We start from the raw sequence: 20841 nt of genomic DNA, 5'->3' as shown, positions 1-20841 counted from the left end.
GGCTTAGATCAACCCGCCCTGCTCATCTTCGTCGATCAGGTTATTCAGGCTGCTGAGGGCCTTGCGCGCGGTAGCGCGATTCAGCAGCTTGGCCTGTGCACCCGGCGGCAGGTCAGTGATCTTGAATACCCCTTTGGCAGTCAGCACATCGATCAGGTCTTCAAGTACGCGGATCATGTCCAGGTCACTTTGCTTGAGCTGATTGAGGCTGTTTTCCACGACATCATCGGCAAACCATTCCTGAATATCGGCGTGGTCGGCTGGGAGCATCTCGGTGAACTCATCAAAAGCGGCTGCCTCTACACGCAGCAACTCACCGGCGGCATTGCGTTGCACGTAGAACATGGCGGTGTCCCTCGTCACTTTGGTTCCTTGTTGGTAGGCAGCAGCATAGGCAAAGATCAGCAGGCACGCAGGCCCAGCGCCTGAGTATGCGCTGTCGGAAGGTGCCAGGAAAGAGCCGGCACGGCCATTACCTGGTTCATGGGGCCCTTGCGGGCGCGGCCTTGTGGAATGAAACAGGGGCCGCGACGGTCAGGCGCGGCCCCTTCAACACATCAGCTGTCTTTGTTGTGGATGATGATGGTCGGGTCAGCACCGCTGATCAACGAGTTGATCGTGGTGTTGGACCAGTTCACCCCTTCGAGCTTGATGGTCACATCGGCATTGGCGATACCGCCTGCGGCGTTGAGCTTGCCTTCGCTGCTGACCTGCAAGGTGGTCGTACCTTCAACCGTGGTGAGCTTCAGGTAATTGTCGATGGTACTGCCCTTCTCGCCTTGCAGCAGATCGCTCAAGTCGATCTTGTCCTTGTCCCCCATCTTGAAGTCTTTGATGACGTCGTTACCGAAATCACCCGCTTTCCACACGAAGGTGTCTGCGCCGCTGCCACCGATCAGGATATCGTCGCCCTGCCCACCGATAAGGGTGTCATTGCCGGTACCGCCCAGCAGGATATCGTTGCCTTTGCCACCATCGAGCGTGTCGTTACCACCTTGGCCAAAGAGAATGTCGTTGCCATTGCCGCCCGACAGGATGTCGTTGCCGTCTTTGGCGCCGGAGATGTCGAACTCGTTGTAGTGCTCAGTGATGTACTGGTGGACATTGCTGGTGGTGATGGAGCTGACATCAACGCCGCTCTTCTGTGCGACATAGCTTTGCAGGGCCTGGTAGCCCTCGCTGACGACACCATTGAGGGTAATCAGGTCACCGAAGATGATGTCGTTGCCGTTGCCACCGTCGATGGTATCGGCACCTGGGACCGTGGCTTCGGTATGACCGAGAATCGCCTTCGCCAGGTCGGACGGGTCGATGTTGGTCTGCGGCTTGCCTGCGCTGTCGTAAGGCTTCAAATCAGTGAGCGTCACATCGCTGTTCAAGCCGATAGCCTGGACTTTGCTCAAACCGTTAGTGCCACCCAGCACAGCGAAGCTCGCCGTGGAACCCGAGGCCGCATCGCTATAGCTCCACTCATTCCCCCAGCCCGCTCGCGAGGATATCTCGTAGGTGCCATCACCTTGGGCATGGATGGTGCCCACTTCGTAGGTATCGACAGAACCATTGCTCTTGTACGTGTAGACGTAAACAGTGCCACTGCTGTCGATGTCCAACCTGTGCGTACTATCGACCATGGTGCTGAACGTATCGCCAATTTTGTAATTGTTGACGTTCACCACATCGTCCAGGTACTTGCCGCCGGTCCACAGGCGGGGGTTGGTCGATTCGCCACTCTGATAGAACGTTGGCTTACCATCGGTAATGAAGTACGTCAGGTTTTCAGCACCTTTGTTACCGGTGGCCATGGTGCTCTTGAAGAAGTTGGACGTGGTCTTGAAGGCGTCTTCATAGTTGGTGCCGCCCCCGTAGTAACCACCCACCATCGAGTTAAGTACCGCCTGCAACTTGCTCAATGCATCCGCGTCGGCAAGGTTCACCGCCACGTTCTTGTTCACCTGGCTGTCGAAGTCGACGAGGAAGATGTTCACCGTACCCGAGGTATCAGCACCCAGGCTGGCCTTGAGCGAGTTGAATACCGAAGCCAACTGCGTCTTGGCATCGGCAATCGACTTATCGCTCATGCTGCCCGAGCTGTCGACCATGAAGGCAATGTTGTAGTTCTTGCCCTGGACCACGTTCAGGCCCGCCACGTCGGCGACGATGATGTCGTTACCTTCGCTGCCGGTGAGGGCGTCGTTGCCCGATGTGCCTACGCTGGCCTTGTAGGTCGCGGGATACACGGTCACCGGGATATTGCCGGTGGTAATAGCCGAACCACCCACGCTTTCAGTGGCAGTCGAGATGACCGTGACGTCGAACGAACCTTTGTAGTAGGTCGGTGGCGTCAGCGTCAGGCTGCTGAGTTTCCAGCCCGTTACATCCACCGGCGTGCTGCCTACAGTGACAGTATGGCCTGCACCGTCGCTGAGCACGGTCCCTTTGGGGATACCGCTCAGGCTTACGCTCAGGGTTTCCGAACCGTCAGTGTCGGTGAGGGCGGTGGAGATAGCCACCAGTTTGACCGAGCCGCCTTCCGGCCCCTCATTGAGCTTGTAACCGTCATAGTAGCTTTGCCCGTTCACAGTGTGCAGATCGGACACGCCCAGGCCAGCCTTGGCCATCTCGGTCACGTTCTGGTACATCTTTATGTTCGAGCTGCTCAGGTCGGTGACGCCACCGTCGCCGACCTTGATGTTCAGGTCATAGCTGCCTGGGCCAGCCTGGTTGGCATGGTAGACCTCGATCGGGTAGTAGCCGCTGGTGTTCGGGGTAAAGGTCCCCGACACCTGGCCACCAGCACCCCAGGTGGCAGTGACCACAGTCTTGCCGCCGATGGTGACCACGAAGCTGTCGTCGGCAGTGCCGCTGAAGGTGTAGGTCTTGCCGGCTTCGAGGTAGATCAGGCCAGAGGTTTTCGAGCCGGTGCCACCTGCAACGCTGCCATCGGACTGAACATTGGTCGTGGTGCTGCTGGAGCTGGCACTGCCCGAGTTGGCAAAGACCGTCTTCAGGTCATCGCCGGTAATGCCGTTACCACCCGTGCCAAGACCTTTGAGGCTGTTCCAGACTTCCTTGGTGAGGCCTTTGGAATCGATGTCGGCGCTGCCGAAACTCAGCGTCGGCTTGTCGGCAACCGGGCGAATGTCGACCTTCATGGTCGAATCTGTGCCTACGTTGGTGCCGTCATTCGGCTTGAACTTGAATTGCGCGTAGTCGGCTTGCTGGTTGCCCACGCCGTTGCCGCCATAATTATCGGTACCCGACTCGTTGCGCAGCGGAACGAACTTCAGGTTGCCGGCCTCGATGCTGGCCTGGCTGACAACCTGGCCAACGCCCACATTCGTCCAGGCCGTGCCGTTGAAGAACTGCAACGTGCCGGAACCCGGGATCGAGCTGATGGTTACCGACAGACCAGTGTTGCCATCGGGGTCGGAAACATTGAAGTCGCTCCAGGCAAACACATAGTCGGTGTCTTCCACACCAAACACTGCACCGTCGCGCGAAACCGGCACGTGGTCGTTGTCCACGATGGCCGTGGTAACGCTCGACTTGCTGGTATCCACCTGCAGGTTCTCGAACTTGCCACCCGACACGCCTACGATCGTTACCACAAAGTTTTCGGTACCTTCGACCAGCTTGTCGTCGATGGTGCCGATGGTGAACGTGGTACCGCTGCTATTGGCCGGAATCTTCACAGTGGTCACACCGATGAAGTCCTCGCCGTTCTTGGCGGTGCCGCTGTAGCTGAGCGTGACGGTGACTTCGTCCTTGGCCTCGTGGGTGAGGTTCAGGGTGTAAGTACCCGTCTCGCCTTCGTTCAGAGACGTCGTGCCGTTGATGCTGACTTTGGCAACGTCACCTTGGCCAGACGGCTCGTCGGTTACCGATGTGCTGACGCTGGTGGTGCTCGGTACCAGTTTCTCGAACACCTTGTCGCCGCTCACGGTGATGTCGGTGATCGACTTGGTGATCGTCGGCTGACCGCCTACGTACACGTCGTCCGGCGCATTGATGGTCACGCTGCCGGTGGCCGAACCCGCATTGATGGTGACCTGGGTGCCACCGCTCAGGGTAACGGTCACACCGCCATGGCCGGTAACCGGCAGGTTGCTGTTATCGCCCACCAGGGTCACGGTGTACGTGATCGCGCCACCTTCGGCCACGGTGGACTTGTCCACCGACAGCACTGCAGTGACCTTGCTTTCGGTATCGGTCACGCTGACCGAGGCCGGGTTGCTGAACTCCAGCTTCTCGAAGGTGGCGTTCGGCACTTCGGCCTTGCTGATACCCACCGTGACGGTGCCCGGGTCCTTGAACACGTCGTCACCTTGCGCCGGTGCGGTGTAGACCTTGCTGGTCTCACCCGCCTTGAAGAGCACGGTGTCGTTGTTGCTCAGGGTGACGGTCAGGTCCTTGTCCAGCGGCTTGTTCAGGCTGACGGTGAAGGTCGGTGCAGTGGCTTCGTTGACCGAAGACTGGTTGGCAACGATGCTGACCTTGACCAGGTCGCCTTGGCCAGACGGCTCGTCGGTGACCGATGTGCTGACTTTGGTGCTGCCCAGGTTCAGTTGTTCGAACTGATCGGCGCCGGCGCCTTCGACCTTGGTCAGGCCTTGGGTAATGGTCACCGGATCGTTGACGTAGACGTTGTCTGGCGCAGTGACAGTGGTGGTGCCGACCGATTCACCGGCTTTGACCGTGACGATTGTGCCGTCGGTCAGGGTGAAGGTCAGGCCCTTGTGGTTGGTCACTGGCAAGCTTGGGTCAGCGCTGACCAGAGTCACGGTGTAGGTGATCTTGCCGCCTTCAGCGACGGTAGTGTTGTCTACCGACAGTTCAGCAGTAACCGGGCTCTGGGTATCGGTCACAGCTACGGACGCAGGCTGGCCGATCTGCAGGTTTTCCAGCTGCTCACCGACCACTTCCGCCTTGGTGATGCTGACGGTGATCTTGCCCTCGTCTTTGAACACGTCATCGCCCTGCGCCGGTGCGGCGTAGGACTTGGTGGTCTCGCCGGCCGCAAAGGTCAGGGTGGCACCAGTGCTCAGGGTTACGGTGAATGGCTTGTCCAAAGCCTTGTTCAGGGTGACGGTGAAGGTAGGTTCAGTGGCTTCGTTGACCGAAACTTGATCGGCCACGATGCTGACTTTGACCAAGTCGCCTTCGTTATTGCCACCTGGATTGCCAGGAGTACCTGGCTCATCGGTGACTACTGTGCTGACGGTATCTTTGCCCAGATTCAGTTGTTCGAACTGATCGGCGCCGGCGCCTTCGACTTTGGTCAGGCCTTGGGTAATGGTCACCGGATCGTTGACGTAGACGTTGTCTGGCGCAGTGACAGTAACCGAACCGGTGGCCTCGCCTGCTTTAACGGTCACAGTGGTCCCGTCTGTCAGCGTGAAGGTCAGACCCTTGTGGTTGGTTACTGGCAGGCTCGGATCTGCGCTGACCAGAGTCACGGTATAGGTGATCTGACCGCCTTCGGCCACAGTGGTGTTATCCACAGTGAGCTGGGCAGTAACCGGGCTCTGGGTATCGGTCACAGCTACGGACGCAGGCTGACCGATCTGCAGGTTTTCCAGTTGCTCACCGACCACTTCGGCCTTGGTGATGCTGACAGTGATCTTACCTTCGTCCTTGAACACGTCATCGCCCTGCGCTGGTGCGGCGTAGGACTTGGTGGTCTCGCCTGCCGCGAAGGTCAGGGTGGCACCGGTGCTCAGGGTCACGGTGAACGGCTTATCCAAAGCCTTGTTCAGGGTGACGGTGAAGGTAGGTTCAGTGGCTTCGTTGACCGAAACTTGATCGGCCACGATGCTGACTTTGACCAAGTCGCCTTCGTTATTGCCACCTGGATTGCCAGGGGTGCCTGGCTCATCGGTGACTACTGTGCTGACAGTATCTTTGCCCAGGTTCAGTTGCTCGAACTGATCAGCGCCAGCGCCTTCAACCTTGGTCAGGCCTTGGGTAATGGTCACCGGATCGTTGACGTAGACGTTGTCTGGCGCAGTGACAGTGGTGGTGCCGACCGATTCACCGGCTTTGACCGTGACGACGGTGCCATCGGTCAGGGTGAAGGTCAGGCCTTTGTGGTTGGTCACTGGCAAGCTTGGATCAGCGCTGACCAGGGTTACGGTGTAGGTGATCTGGCCACCTTCAGCGACGGTAGTGTTGTCTACCGACAGTTCAGCAGTAACCGGGCTCTGAGTATCGGTCACAGCTACGGACGCAGGCTGACCGATCTGCAGATTTTCCAGCTGCTCGCCGACCACTTCCGCCTTGGTGATGCTGACGGTGATCTTGCCTTCATCCTTGAACACGTCATCGCCCTGCGCCGGTGCGGCGTAGGACTTAGTGGTCTCGCCTGCCGCGAAGGTCAGGGTGGCACCAGTGCTCAGGGTTACGGTGAATGGCTTGTCCAAAGCCTTGTTCAGGGTGACGGTGAAGGTAGGTTCAGTGGCTTCGTTGACCGAAACTTGATCGGCCACGATGCTGACTTTGACCAAGTCGCCTTCGTTATTGCCACCTGGATTGCCAGGAGTACCTGGCTCATCGGTGACTACTGTGCTGACGGTATCTTTGCCCAGATTCAGTTGCTCGAACTGATCAGCGCCAGCGCCTTCAACCTTGGTCAGGCCTTGGGTAATGGTCACCGGATCGTTGACGTAGACGTTGTCTGGAGCGGTGACGGTAACCGAACCGGTGGCCTCGCCTGCCTTGACGGTCACAGTGGTGCCGTCAGTCAGGGTGAAGGTCAGACCTTTGTGGTTGGTCACTGGCAAGCTTGGATCAGCGCTGACCAAGGTCACGGTGTAGGTGATCTGGCCGCCTTCAGCGACGGTAGTGTTGTCTACCGACAGTTCAGCAGTAACCGGGCTCTGCGTATCGGTGACTGCAACGGTAGCAGGCTCGCCGATCTGCAGATTTTCCAGCTGCTCGCCGACCACTTCCGCCTTGGTGATGCTGACGGTGATCTTGCCTTCGTCCTTGAACACGTCATCGCCCTGCGCTGGTGCGGCATAGGACTTGGTGGTCTCGCCTGCCGCGAAGGTCAGGGTGGCACCAGTGCTCAGGGTCACGGTGAATGGCTTGTCGAGCGCTTTGTTCAAGGTAACGGTGAAGGTCGGCTCAGTCGCCTCATTCACGGACAGCTGATCCGCAGCGATGGTGACCTTGACCAGGTCGCCTTCGTTATTGCCACCTGGGTTACCTGGAGTGCCTGGCTCATCGGTAACTACTGTGCTGACAGTATCTTTGCCCAGGTTCAGTTGTTCGAACTGATCGGCGCCGGCGCCTTCGACTTTGGTCAGGCCTTGGGTAATGGTCACCGGATCGTTGACGTAGACGTTGTCTGGCGCAGTGACAGTAACCGAACCGGTGGCCTCGCCTGCTTTAACGGTCACAGTGGTCCCGTCTGTCAGCGTGAAGGTCAGACCCTTGTGGTTGGTTACTGGCAGGCTCGGATCTGCGCTGACCAGAGTCACGGTATAGGTGATCTGGCCGCCTTCGGCCACAGTGGTGTTATCCACAGTGAGCTGGGCAGTAACCGGGCTCTGGGTATCGGTCACAGCTACGGACGCAGGCTGACCGATCTGCAGGTTTTCCAGTTGCTCACCGACCACTTCGGCCTTGGTGATGCTGACAGTGATCTTACCTTCGTCCTTGAACACGTCATCGCCCTGCGCTGGTGCGGCATAGGACTTGGTGGTCTCGCCTGCCGCGAAGGTCAGGGTGGCACCGGTGCTCAGGGTCACGGTGAATGGCTTGTCGAGCGCTTTGTTCAAGGTAACGGTGAAGGTTGGCTCAGTCGCCTCATTCACGGACAGCTGATCCGCAGCGATGGTGACCTTGACCAGGTCGCCTTCGTTATTGCCACCTGGGTTACCTGGAGTGCCTGGCTCATCGGTAACTACTGTGCTGACAGTATCTTTGCCCAGGTTCAGTTGTTCGAACTGATCGGCGCCGGCGCCTTCGACTTTGGTCAGGCCTTGGGTAATGGTCACCGGATCGTTGACGTAGACGTTGTCTGGCGCAGTGACAGTGGTGGTGCCGACCGACTCACCGGCTTTGACCGTGACGATTGTGCCGTCGGTCAGGGTGAAGGTCAGGCCCTTGTGGTTGGTCACTGGCAAGCTTGGGTCAGCGCTGACCAGGGTCACGGTGTAGGTGATCTTGCCGCCTTCAGCGACGGTAGTGTTGTCTACCGACAGTTCAGCAGTAACCGGGCTCTGGGTATCGGTCACAGCTACGGACGCAGGCTGGCCGATCTGCAGGTTTTCCAGCTGCTCGCCGACCACTTCCGCCTTGGTGATGCTGACGGTGATCTTGCCTTCGTCCTTGAACACGTCATCGCCCTGCGCCGGTGCGGCGTAGGACTTGGTGGTTTCACCTGCCGCGAAGGTCAGGATGGCACCAGTGCTCAGGGTCACGGTGAATGGCTTGTCGAGCGCTTTGTTCAAGGTAACGGTGAAGGTCGGCTCAGTCGCCTCATTCACGGACAGCTGATCCGCAGCGATGGTGACCTTGACCAGGTCGCCTTCGTTATTGCCACCTGGGTTACCTGGAGTGCCTGGCTCATCGGTAACTACTGTGCTGACAGTATCTTTGCCCAGGTTCAGTTGTTCGAACTGATCGGCGCCGGCGCCTTCGACTTTGGTCAGGCCTTGGGTAATGGTCACCGGATCGTTGACGTAGACGTTGTCTGGCGCAGTGACAGTAACCGAACCGGTGGCCTCGCCTGCTTTAACGGTCACAGTGGTCCCGTCTGTCAGCGTGAAGGTCAGACCCTTGTGGTTGGTTACTGGCAGGCTCGGATCTGCGCTGACCAGAGTCACGGTATAGGTGATCTGGCCGCCTTCGGCCACAGTGGTGTTATCCACAGTGAGCTGGGCAGTAACCGGGCTCTGGGTATCGGTCACAGCTACGGACGCAGGCTGACCGATCTGCAGGTTTTCCAGTTGCTCACCGACCACTTCGGCCTTGGTGATGCTGACAGTGATCTTACCTTCGTCCTTGAACACGTCATCGCCCTGCGCTGGTGCGGCATAGGACTTGGTGGTCTCGCCTGCCGCGAAGGTCAGGGTGGCACCGGTGCTCAGGGTCACGGTGAACGGCTTATCCAAAGCCTTATTCAGGGTGACGGTGAAGGTTGGCTCGGTTGCTTCGTTGACCGAGACTTGATCGGCCACGATGGTGACCTTGACCAAGTCACCTTCGTTATTGCCACCTGGGTTACCCGGAGTACCCGGCTCATCGGTAACTACTGTGCTGACAGTATCTTTGCCCAGGTTCAGTTGTTCGAACTGATCGGCCCCGGCACCTTCGACCTTGGTCAGGCCTTGGGTAACGGTCACCGGATCGTTGACGTAGACGTTGTCTGGCGCAGTGACAGTGGTGGTGCCGACCGATTCACCGGCTTTGACCGTGACGATGGTACCGTCAGTCAGGGTGAAGGTCAGGCCCTTGTGGTTGGTCACTGGCAGGCTCGGATCGGCGCTGACCAGGGTCACGGTGTAAGTGATCTTCCCACCTTCGGCCACAGTGGTGTTATCCACAGTGAGCTGGGCAGTAACCGGGCTCTGGGTATCGGTCACAGCTACGGACGCAGGCTGGCCGATCTGCAGGTTTTCCAGCTGCTCACCGACCACTTCGGCCTTAGTGATGCTGACAGTGATCTTGCCTTCGTCCTTGAACACGTCATCGCCCTGCGCCGGTGCGGCGTAGGACTTGGTGGTCTCACCTGCAGCGAAGGTCAGGGTGGCACCAGTGCTCAGGGTTACGGTGAACGGCTTGTCGAGCGCCTTGTTCAAGGTAACGGTGAAGGTTGGTTCGGTTGCTTCGTTGACCGAGACTTGGTCGGCCACGATGCTGACTTTGACCAAGTCACCTTCGTTGTTGCCGCCAGGGTTACCCGGAGTGCCTGGCTCATCGGTGACTACTGTGCTGACGGTATCTTTGCCCAGGTTCAGTTGTTCGAACTGATCGGCCCCGGCACCTTCGACCTTGGTCAGGCCTTGGGTAATGGTCACCGGATCGTTGACGTAGACGTTGTCTGGCGCAGTGACAGTGGTGGTGCCGACCGATTCACCGGCTTTGACCGTGACGATTGTGCCGTCGGTCAGGGTGAAGGTCAGGCCCTTGTGGTTGGTCACTGGCAGGCTCGGATCGGCGCTGACCAGGGTCACGGTATAAGTGATCTGGCCACCTTCGGTCACGGTGGCGTTATCCACAGTGAGCTGCGCAGTCACCGGGCTCTGGGTATCGGTGACTGCCACAGTAGCAGGCTCGCCGATCTGCAGGTTTTCCAGCTGCTCGCCGACCACTTCTGCCTTGGTGATGCTGACGGTGATCTTGCCTTCGTCCTTGAACACGTCATCGCCCTGCGCCGGAGCGGCATAGGACTTGGTGGTCTCGCCTGCCGCGAAGGTCAGGGTCGCACCGGTGCTCAGGGTTACGGTGAATGGCTTGTCGAGCGCTTTGTTCAAGGTAACGGTGAAGGTCGGCTCAGTCGCCTCATTCACGGACAGCTGATCCGCAGCGATGGTGACCTTGACCAGGTCGCCTTCGTTATTGCCACCTGGGTTACCTGGAGTGCCTGGCTCATCGGTGACTACTGTGCTGACAGTATCTTTGCCCAGGTTCAGTTGCTCGAACTGATCAGCCCCGGCGCCTTCAACCTTGGTCAGGCCTTGAGTGATGGTGACTGGATCGTTGACGTAGACGTTGTCTGGCGCGGTGACGGTAACCGAGCCGGTGGCCTCACCTGCTTTAACGGTCACAGTGGTGCCGTCAGTCAGGGTGAAAGTCAGGCCCTTGTGGTTGGTCACTGGCAGGCTCGGATCGGCGCTGACCAGGGTCACGGTATAAGTGATCTGGCCACCTTCGGTCACGGTGGCGTTATCCACAGTGAGCTGCGCAGTCACCGGGCTCTGGGTATCGGTGACTGCCACAGTAGCAGGCTCGCCGATCTGCAGGTTTTCCAGCTGCTCGCCGACCACTTCTGCCTTGGTGATGCTGACGGTGATCTTGCCTTCGTCCTTGAACACGTCATCGCCCTGCGCCGGAGCGGCATAGGACTTGGTGGTCTCGCCTGCCGCGAAGGTCAGGGTCGCACCGGTGCTCAGGGTTACGGTGAATGGCTTGTCGAGCGCTTTGTTCAAGGTAACGGTGAAGGTCGGCTCAGTCGCCTCATTCACGGACAGCTGATCCGCAGCGATGGTGACCTTGACCAGGTCGCCTTCGTTATTGCCACCTGGGTTACCTGGAGTGCCTGGCTCATCGGTGACTACTGTGCTGACAGTATCTTTGCCCAGGTTCAGTTGCTCGAACTGATCAGCCCCGGCGCCTTCAACCTTGGTCAGGCCTTGAGTGATGGTGACTGGATCGTTGACGTAGACGTTGTCTGGCGCGGTGACGGTAACCGAGCCGGTGGCCTCACCTGCTTTAACGGTCACAGTGGTGCCGTCAGTCAGGGTGAAAGTCAGGCCCTTGTGGTTGGTCACTGGCAGGCTTGGATCAGCGCTGATCAAGGTCACGGTATAAGTGATCTGACCGCCTTCGGCGACGGTAGAGTTGTCTACCGACAGTTCAGCAGTCACCGGGCTCTGAGTATCGGTCACAGCTACGGACGCAGGCTGGCCGATCTGCAGATTTTCCAGCTGCTCGCCGACCACTTCCGCCTTGGTGATGCTGACGGTGATCTTGCCTTCATCCTTGAACACGTCATCGCCCTGCGCCGGTGCGGCGTAGGACTTGGTGGTCTCACCTGCCGCGAAGGTCAGGGTCGCACCGGTGCTCAGGGTCACGGTGAATGGTTTGTCGAGCGCCTTGTTCAGAGTGACGGTGAAGGTTGGCTCAGTAGCCTCATTCACGGACAGCTGATCCGCAGCGATGGTGACCTTGACCAGGTCGCCTTCGTTATTGCCACCTGGGTTACCTGGAGTGCCTGGCTCATCGGTAACTACTGTGCTGACAGTATCTTTGCCCAGGTTCAGTTGTTCGAACTGATCGGCGCCGGCGCCTTCGACTTTGGTCAGGCCTTGGGTAATGGTCACCGGATCGTTGACGTAGACGTTGTCTGGCGCAGTGACAGTGGTGGTGCCGACCGACTCACCGGCTTTGACCGTGACGATTGTGCCGTCGGTCAGGGTGAAGGTCAGGCCCTTGTGGTTGGTCACTGGCAAGCTTGGGTCAGCGCTGACCAGGGTCACGGTGTAGGTGATCTTGCCGCCTTCAGCGACGGTAGTGTTGTCTACCGACAGTTCAGCAGTAACCGGGCTCTGGGTATCGGTCACAGCTACGGACGCAGGCTGGCCGATCTGCAGGTTTTCCAGCTGCTCGCCGACCACTTCCGCCTTGGTGATGCTGACGGTGATCTTGCCTTCGTCCTTGAACACGTCATCGCCCTGCGCCGGTGCGGCGTAGGACTTGGTGGTTTCACCTGCCGCGAAGGTCAGGATGGCACCAGTGCTCAGGGTCACGGTGAATGGCTTGTCGAGCGCTTTGTTCAAGGTAACGGTGAAGGTTGGCTCAGTCGCCTCATTCACGGACAGCTGATCCGCAGCGATGGTGACCTTGACCAAGTCGCCTTCGTTATTGCCACCTGGGTTACCCGGAGTACCCGGCTCATCGGTAACTACTGTGCTGACAGTATCCTTGCCCAGGTTCAGTTGTTCGAACTGATCGGCGCCGGCGCCTTCGACTTTGGTCAGGCCTTGGGTAATGGTCACCGGATCGTTGACGTAGACGTTGTCTGGCGCAGTGACGGTAACCGAGCCGGTAGCCTCGCCTGCCTTGACAGTCACAGTGGTGCCGTCAGTCAGGGTGAAGGTCAGACCCTTGTGGTTGGTCACTGGCAGGCTTGGATCAGCACTGACCAAGGTCACGGTGTAAGTGATCTGGCCGCCTTCGGCCACTGTGGTGTTATCCACAGTGAGCTGGGCAGTAACCGGGCTCTGAGTATCGGTGACCGCAACGGTAGCAGGCTCGCCGATTTGCAGGTTTTCCAACTGCTCGCCAACCACTTCCGCCTTGGTGATGCTGACGGTGATCTTGCCTTCGTCCTTGAACACGTCATCGTCCTGCGCCGGTGCGGCGTAGGACTTGGTGGTCTCGCCGGCCGCAAAGGTCAGGGTGGCACCGGTGCTCAGGGTCACGGTGAACGGCTTATCCAAAGCCTTGTTCAGGGTGACGGTGAAGGTCGGCTCAGTGGCTTCATTCACGGACAGCTGATCGGCAGCGATGGTGACCTTGACCAAGTCACCTTCGTTGTTGCCGCCTGGGTTACCCGGAGTACCCGGCTCGTCAGTCACGGAGGTGCTGACAGTATCTTTGCCCAGGTTCAGTTGTTCGAACTGATCGGCGCCAGCGCCTTCGACCTTGGTCAGACCTTGGGTGATAGTGACTGGATCGTTGACGTAGACGTTGTCTGGCGCGGTGACGGTAACCGAACCGGTGGCCTCGCCTGCTTTAACGGTCACAGTGGTCCCGTCTGTCAGCGTGAAGGTCAGACCTTTGTGGTTGGTTACTGGCAAGCTTGGATCAGCGCTTACCAGAGTCACGGTGTAGGTGATCTTGCCGCCTTCAGCGACGGTAGTGTTGTCTACCGACAGTTCTGCAGTAACCGGGCTCTGCGTATCGGTCACAGCTACGGACGCAGGCTGACCGATCTGCAGGTTTTCCAGCTGCTCGCCGACCACTTCCGCCTTGGTGATGCTGACGGTGATCTTGCCCTCGTCTTTGAACACGTCATCGCCCTGCGCCGGAGCGGCGTAGGACTTGGTGGTCTCGCCGGCCGCGAAGGTCAGGGTCGCACCGGTGCTCAGGGTTACGGTGAACGGCTTATCCAAAGCCTTATTCAGGGTGACGGTGAAGGTTGGTTCGGTTGCTTCGTTGACCGAAACTTGATCGGCCACGATGCTGACTTTGACCAAGTCACCTTCGTTGTTGCCGCCCGGGTTACCCGGAGTGCCTGGCTCATCGGTGACTACTGTGCTGACGGTATCTTTGCCCAGATTCAGTTGTTCGAACTGATCAGCGCCAGCGCCTTCAACCTTGGTCAGGCCTTGGGTAATGGTCACCGGATCGTTGACGTAGACGTTGTCTGGAGCGGTGACGGTAACCGAACCGGTGGCCTCGCCTGCTTTAACGGTCACAGTGGTCCCGTCTGTCAGCGTGAAGGTCAGACCCTTGTGGTTGGTTACTGGCAGGCTCGGATCTGCGCTGACCAGAGTCACGGTGTAGGTGATCTTGCCGCCTTCGGCCACAGTGGTGTTATCCACAGTGAGCTGGGCAGTAACCGGGCTCTGCGTATCGGTGACCGCCACAGTAGCAGGCTGGCCGATCTGCAGATTTTCCAGCTGCTCGCCGACCACTTCCGCCTTGGTGATGCTGACGGTGATCTTGCCCTCGTCCTTGAACACGTCATCGCCCTGCGCCGGAGCGGCATAGGACTTGGTGGTTTCACCGGCCGCGAAGGTCAGGGTGGCACCGGTGCTCAAAGTCACGGTGAATGGCTTGTCGAGCGCCTGGTTCAGGGTAACGGTGAAGGTCGGCGCAGTAGCCTCATTCACAGACAGCTGATCGGCAGCGATGCTGACCTTGACCAAGTTGCCTTGGCCAGACGGCTCGTCAGTAACCTGAGTTTGAACCTCGGCCTTGTCCAGGGTCAGTTGCTCGAACTTCCACGCATCCTGGCCGCTGACCGAATCAATGGCGTTGACCACTGGTGCGTTGGTGCCGACGTAGACGTTGTCCGGTGCGATAACAGTGGCCGAACCGGTGGTGCTGTTGGCCGCCACGACAATGTTGGTGCCGTCGGTCAGCTTGAAGAACAGCTCCGCGTGGTTGTTGATCGGCAGACCATCTTTGTTGGTCAGCGTGATGGTGTAGGTAATCTCGCCGCCTTCGGCCACCGATGGGGTAGCGGTCAGTTTGGCGACCACTTCATCGATGGTGTCGGTGACTTTTACCGAAGCGTCGCCACCCAGTTGCAGGTTCTCGAACGCTGCACCGGTAGCATCGGCCGCCGACTTGATGCCCAAGGTGATTTCGCCGGCGTCTTGGTAAACGTCATCGCCCTGTGCGTCGTGAGTGTACGGCTCGCTCGAAGTTTGACCGGCCTTGATTGTCACGACCGCGTCATTGCTCAGGGTCACAGTCAGGTCATGCGCCAGGACCGTGTTTATGTGCACGGTAAAGGTCGGTTTGACGTTCTCGGCGACCGAAACCTGGTCAGCTGTAATGGTGACCTTGACGATGTCACCTTCGTTGCCCGGGGTGCCAGGCTCGTCGGTGACCTGGGTGCTGACCTCAGCCTTGTCCAGGGTCAGTTGCTCGAACTTCCACGCATCCTGGCCGCTGACCGAGTCAATGGCGTTGACCACTGGCGCATTGGCGCCGACGTAGACGTTGTCCGGCGCGATAACCGTGGTCGAACCGGTGGTGCTGTTGGCCGCCACAACGATATTGGTGCCGTCGGTCAGCTTGAAGTACAGGTCCGCGTGGTTGTTGATCGGCAGACCATCTTTGTTGGTCAGCGTGATGGTGTAGGTAATCTCGCCGCCTTCGGTTACCGATGGGGTAGCGGTCAGTTTGGCGACCACCTCATCGATGGTGTCGGTGACTTTTACCGAAGCATCGCCACCCAGTTGCAGGTTCTCGAACGCTGCACCGGTAGCATCCGCCGCCGACTTAATGCCCAAGGTGATTTCGCCGGCGTCTTGGTAGACGTCATCGCCCTGTGCTGCGTGCTCGTAAGCCGCGGTGGTTTCGCCAGCCTTGATGGTGACCTTGGCATCGTTGCTCAGGGTCACGACCAGGTCGTGAGCCAAAGGCTGATTGATATGCACGGTGAACGTCGGCTTGACGTTCTCGGCGACCGAAACCTGGTCAGCTGTAATGGTGACCTTGACGATGTCACCTTCGTTGCCCGGGGTGCCAGGCTCGTCGGTGACCTGGGTGCTGACCTCAGCCTTGTCCAGGGTCAGTTGCTCGAACTTCCACGCATCCTGGCCGCTGACCGAGTCAATGGCGTTGACCACTGGCGCATTGGCGCCGACGTAGACGTTGTCCGGCGCGATAACCGTGGTCGAACCGGTGGTGCTGTTGGCCGCCACAACGATATTGGTGCCGTCGGTCAGCTTGAAGTACAGGTCCGCGTGGTTGTTGATCGGCAGACCATCTTTGTTGGTCAGCGTGATGGTGTAGGTAATCTCGCCGCCTTCGGTTACCGATGGGGTAGCGGTCAGTTTGGCGACCACCTCATCGATGGTGTCGGTGACTTTTACCGAAGCATCGCCACCCAGTTGCAGGTTCTCGAACGCTGCACCGGTAGCATCCGCCGCCGACTTAATGCCCAAGGTGATTTCGCCGGCGTCTTGGTAGACGTCATCGCCCTGTGCTGCGTGCTCGTAAGCCGCGGTGGTTTCGCCAGCCTTGATGGTGACCTTGGCATCGTTGCTCAGGGTCACGACCAGGTCGTGAGCCAAAGGCTGATTGATATGCACGGTGAACGTCGGCTTGACGTTCTCGGCGACCGAAACCTGGTCAGCTGTAATGGTGACCTTGACGATGTCACCTTCGTTGCCCGGGGTGCCAGGCTCGTCGGTGACCTGGGTGCTGACCTCGGTCTTGTCCAGGGTCAGCTGCTCGAACTTCCACGCGTCTTGGCCGCTGACCGAGTCAATGGCGTTGACCACTGGCGCATTGGTGCCGACGTAGACGTTGTCCGGCGCGATAACCGTGGCCGAACCGGTGGTGCTGTTGGCCGCCACGACAATGTTGGTGCCGTCGGTCAGCTTGAAGAACAGCTCCGCGTGGTTGTTGATCGGCAGGCCATCTTTGTTGGTAAGCGTGATGGTGTACGTAATCTCGCCGCCTTCGGTTACCGATGGGGTAGCGGTCAGTTTGGCGACCACTTCATCGATGGTATCGGTGACTTTTACCGAAGCATCGCCACCCAGCTGCAGGTTCTCGAACGCTGCACCCGTAGCATCGGCCGCCGACTTGATGCCCAAGGTGATTTCGCCGGCGTCTTGGTAGACGTCATCGCCCTGTGCTGCGTGCTCGTAAGCCGCGGTGGTTTCGCCAGCCTTGATGGTGACCTTGGCATCATTGCTCAGGGTCACGACCAGGTCGTGAGCCAAAGGCTGATTGATATGCACGGTGAACGTCGGTTTGACGTTCTCGGCCACCGAGGTCTGGTCAGCTGTGATGGTGACCTTGACGATGTCACCTTCGTTGCCCGGAGTGCCAGGCTCGTCGGTGACCTGGGTGCTGACCTCAGCCTTGTCCAGGGTCAGCTGCTCGAACTTCCACGCATCCTGGCCGCTGACCGAATCAATGGCGTTGACCACTGGCGCGTTAGTGCCGACGTACACGTTGTCCGGCGCGATAACAGTGGCCGAACCGGTGGTGCTGTTGGCCGCCACGACGATATTGGTGCCGTCGGTCAGCTTGAAGTACAGGTCCGAAGGGTTGTTGATCGGCAGACCATCTTTGTTGGTCAGCGTGATGGTGTACGTAATCTCGCCGCCTTCGGTTACCGAAGGGCTCGCGGTCAGCGTGGCTACAACTTCACTGATGGTGTCTGAGATTTCAACAGTCGCGGGGCTACCGAACTCCAGCTTCTCAAAGGTGGCACCTGGGACGCTTGCGTCAGTAACGCCAAGAGTGAGAGAGCCGGGATCTTTGAAGACATCATCACCTTGGGCTGCCGCCTTGTACTCCACCTCTGTTTTACCGGCTTCAATGGTGACCTTGTCGCCATTGGACAGGGTAACGGTCAGTGGCCGATCCAGCGCCTGACTGACTTTTACAGTAAAGACAGGCTGCTGATCTTCAGTCACATTGCCATTGCTGACGATGCTCACAGTTACAGGGTCGATGCTGTCCTGGATGACAGTCGATGCAGGTGTTGGGTCCGGTGTCAGTTGCTCGAAATTGCCACCGGTTGCTTTTTCGATGGTGACATTGACGGTCGAGCCGTTGTTGTAAACGTCGTTGGCCGGGGTCTGGAAGTCGACACTTCCTTGGGTCTTGCCCGCTTCAACAGTCACAGTCTGGCCGTTGGACAGGGTCACGGTTACCGGGGTCTGAGCAGGGTTGCTCAGGGTCACGGTATAGGTGATCACGCCGCCTTCGGTCACGCTCGGCGATGCAGTGAGGGTCGCGGTGGTGGTGTCGACGGAATCATTGATCGTGGTTTGAGCCGGGGTCGGGTTCGGCGTCAGTTGCTCGAAGTTACCGCCAGTAGCGTTCTCGATGGTGACGCTGACGGTCGAGCCGTTGTTGTAGACGTCGTTGGCCGGCGTCTGGAAATCGACACTGCCCTGAGTCTTGCCCGCCTCAACGGTCACAGTCTGGCCGTTGGACAGGGTCACGGTTACCGGCGTCTGAGCAGGATTGCTCAGGGTGACGGTATAGGTGATCACGCCGCCTTCGGTCACGCTCGGCGATGCAGTGAGGGTCGCGGTGGTGGTGTCGACCGAATCATTGATCGTGGTCTGAGCCGGAGTCGGGTTCGGGGTCAGTTGCTCGAAGTTACCGCCGGTGGCGTTCTCGATGGTGACGCTGACAGTCGAGCCATTGTTGTAAACGTCGTTGGCCGGCGTCTGGAAATCGACACTGCCCTGAGTCTTGCCGGCTTCAACGGTTACGGTCTGGCCGTTGGACAGGGTCACAGTAACCGGCGTCTGGGCAGGATTGCTCAGGGTCACGGTGTAGGTGATCACACCGCCTTCGGTCACCGACGGGCTCGCGGTCAACGTTGCAGTGGTGGTGTCGACCGAGTCATTGATCGTGGTTTGAGCCGGGGTCGGGTTCGGCGTCAGTTGTTCGAAGTTACCGCCTGTGGCGTTTTCGATGGTGACGCTAACGGTGGAGCCATTGTTGTAAACGTCGTTAGCCGGCGTCTGGAAATCGACACTGCCCTGAGTCTTGCCCGCTTCAACGGTCACGGTCTGGCCGTTGGACAGGGTCACAGTAACCGGCGTCTGAGCAGGGTTGCTCAGGGTGACGGTGTAGGTGATCACGCCGCCCTCGGTCACACTCGGCGAAGCCGTAAGGGTCGCGGTGGTGGTGTCGACCGAATCATTGATCGTGGTCTGGGCCGGAGTCGGGTTCGGGGTCAGTTGCTCGAAGTTACCGCCAATGGCGTTCTCGATGGTGACGCTGACGGTCGAGCCGTTGTTGTAGACGTCGTTGGCCGGCGTCTGGAAATCGACACTGCCCTGAGTCTTGCCCGCTTCAACAGTCACGGTCTGGCCGTTGGACAGGGTCACAGTAACCGGCGTCTGAGCAGGGTTGCTCAGGGTGACGGTGTAGGTGATCACGCCGCCCTCGGTCACACTCGGCGAAGCCGTAAGGGTCGCGGTGGTGGTGTCGACCGAATCATTGATCGTGGTCTGGGCCGGAGTCGGGTTCGGGGTCAGTTGCTCGAAGTTACCGCCGGTGGTGTTCTCGATGGTGACGCTGACAGTCGAGCCGTTGTTGTAGACGTCGTTGGCCGGCGTCTGGAAATCGACACTGCCCTGGGTCTTGCCAGCTTCAACAGTCACAGTCTGGCCGTTGGACAGGGTCACGGTTACCGGGGTCTGAGCAGGGTTGCTCAGGGTCACGGTATAGGTGATCACGCCGCCCTCGGTCACACTCGGCGAAGCCGTAAGCGTTGCGGTAGTGGTGTCGATGGTATCAGTCACCTGGGTGACCGCCGGCGTTTGCGGCAATGTAACGGTCAGGCCACCACCGCCAGTGCTCCCGGTGACAGTCGTCGAGATCTGCCCACCATCAATATAAGGCGTATCGTTTGCCGGTACCTGGACATTGACACTGCCGCTTGTCTGCCCGGCCGGTATGGTGATCACGGCACCATTGGACAGGGTAATCACCAGGTTGGTAGTTGGCGCCTGACCCACGGTGGCGGTATAGACGATGACGCCACCCGCTTCACTGATGGAAGGGGTGGCGCCGAGGACAAGGTCGGTAGCAACGGTGGCGTCGGTGGTCGGTGGGGTCACCAGATTGTTGTTGGTGCCCAGCTGACCGACCTGCACGCTGTTGAGCGCGGCTGCAGAGCTTAAACCCTCGGTGGGGAAACCGACGGTCGGGTCAACCCGGCCCGCAGTCTCTTCCAGCATTACGAAGCTATGGCCGCCGCCCGCCGCGCCACCACCACCCGCTGCCGACGGACCAGCAGCGGTAGCTTCAAGCTCGGTAGTCGGGTCGACACCCGCAGCAATCGCCTGCTGCAGCTCTTCTACCGAAGGCGCTGCCTGGGCAGTGGCCTGATCGAGGTCGGTGCTGCTGTCAGGTGTATCGGCGCTCCACTGGCTGTCACGGCCAAGGTCGAGCAGGCGGCCATCAGCCAGTTCCAGAGTAACTGCGCCACCAGGGCCAGTGAGCACCTCCTCACCGGCCAACAGACGGTCACCTTCAATGAGTACACGCCGGATGCCCTCTGGGGATACCGCGATAACCTGGCCGACAATACTTTTGACGATGGCTACAACGCTGCTCATTGGACTCTCCGTGTGACCCGGTGGGTACTTCCGTGCCAGAGCGGCACTTGCAGGCCACTTCAGGCGGAACTATGTCGATGATCTTTGACGTTTTTTGACGTCAATATTCCGTCTATAACTGTTTGGAATTACTTAACTGCCAAACTATTGACCTTATACAGGCCATCCTAAACAATCGGCAATGTAATGTCACATTGATATTTGTACCTTAGCCAAGCCTATCTGCAGGACAAATGTCGTACGTCAGCGAACCGGTGTTTCGCGCGCAGTACGGTTAACTATTTCCGCGCCACAACGGCCGGTTTCCACTGGATAGGCAGCAACCTGG

Annotated in this window: 2 protein-coding genes; both read right to left on the bottom strand. The window is 58.9% G+C overall.

What is annotated here, in order from left to right:
* Nucleotides 1-3: 3 nt before the first annotated feature.
* Complete coding sequence (locus K4A76_RS00695; RefSeq protein WP_054912040.1) at nt 4-345, bottom strand: hypothetical protein; 342 nt, start codon at nt 343-345, stop codon at nt 4-6.
* A gap of 212 nt (nt 346-557) precedes the next feature.
* Entirely contained in the window at nt 558-20513 is a 19956-nt protein-coding gene (locus K4A76_RS00690; protein WP_274411331.1) for a retention module-containing protein, read from the bottom strand.
* Nucleotides 20514-20841 lie beyond the last annotated feature (328 nt).

The sequence above is a fragment of the Pseudomonas sp. NEEL19 genome (genome assembly GCF_028751975.1).
GTDB classification, from domain to species: Bacteria; Pseudomonadota; Gammaproteobacteria; order Pseudomonadales; family Pseudomonadaceae; genus Aquipseudomonas; species Aquipseudomonas juntendi.
This window is presented reverse-complemented; position numbering and strand designations above follow the sequence as displayed.

Excerpts from the sequence above, each read along its gene's own strand:
- K4A76_RS00695 (WP_054912040.1), bottom strand. The coding sequence starts at position 345 with ATGTTCTACGTGCAACGCAATGCCGCCGGTGAGTTGCTGCGTGTAGAG.
- K4A76_RS00690 (WP_274411331.1), bottom strand. The coding sequence starts at position 20,513 with ATGAGCAGCGTTGTAGCCATCGTCAAAAGTATTGTCGGCCAGGTTATC.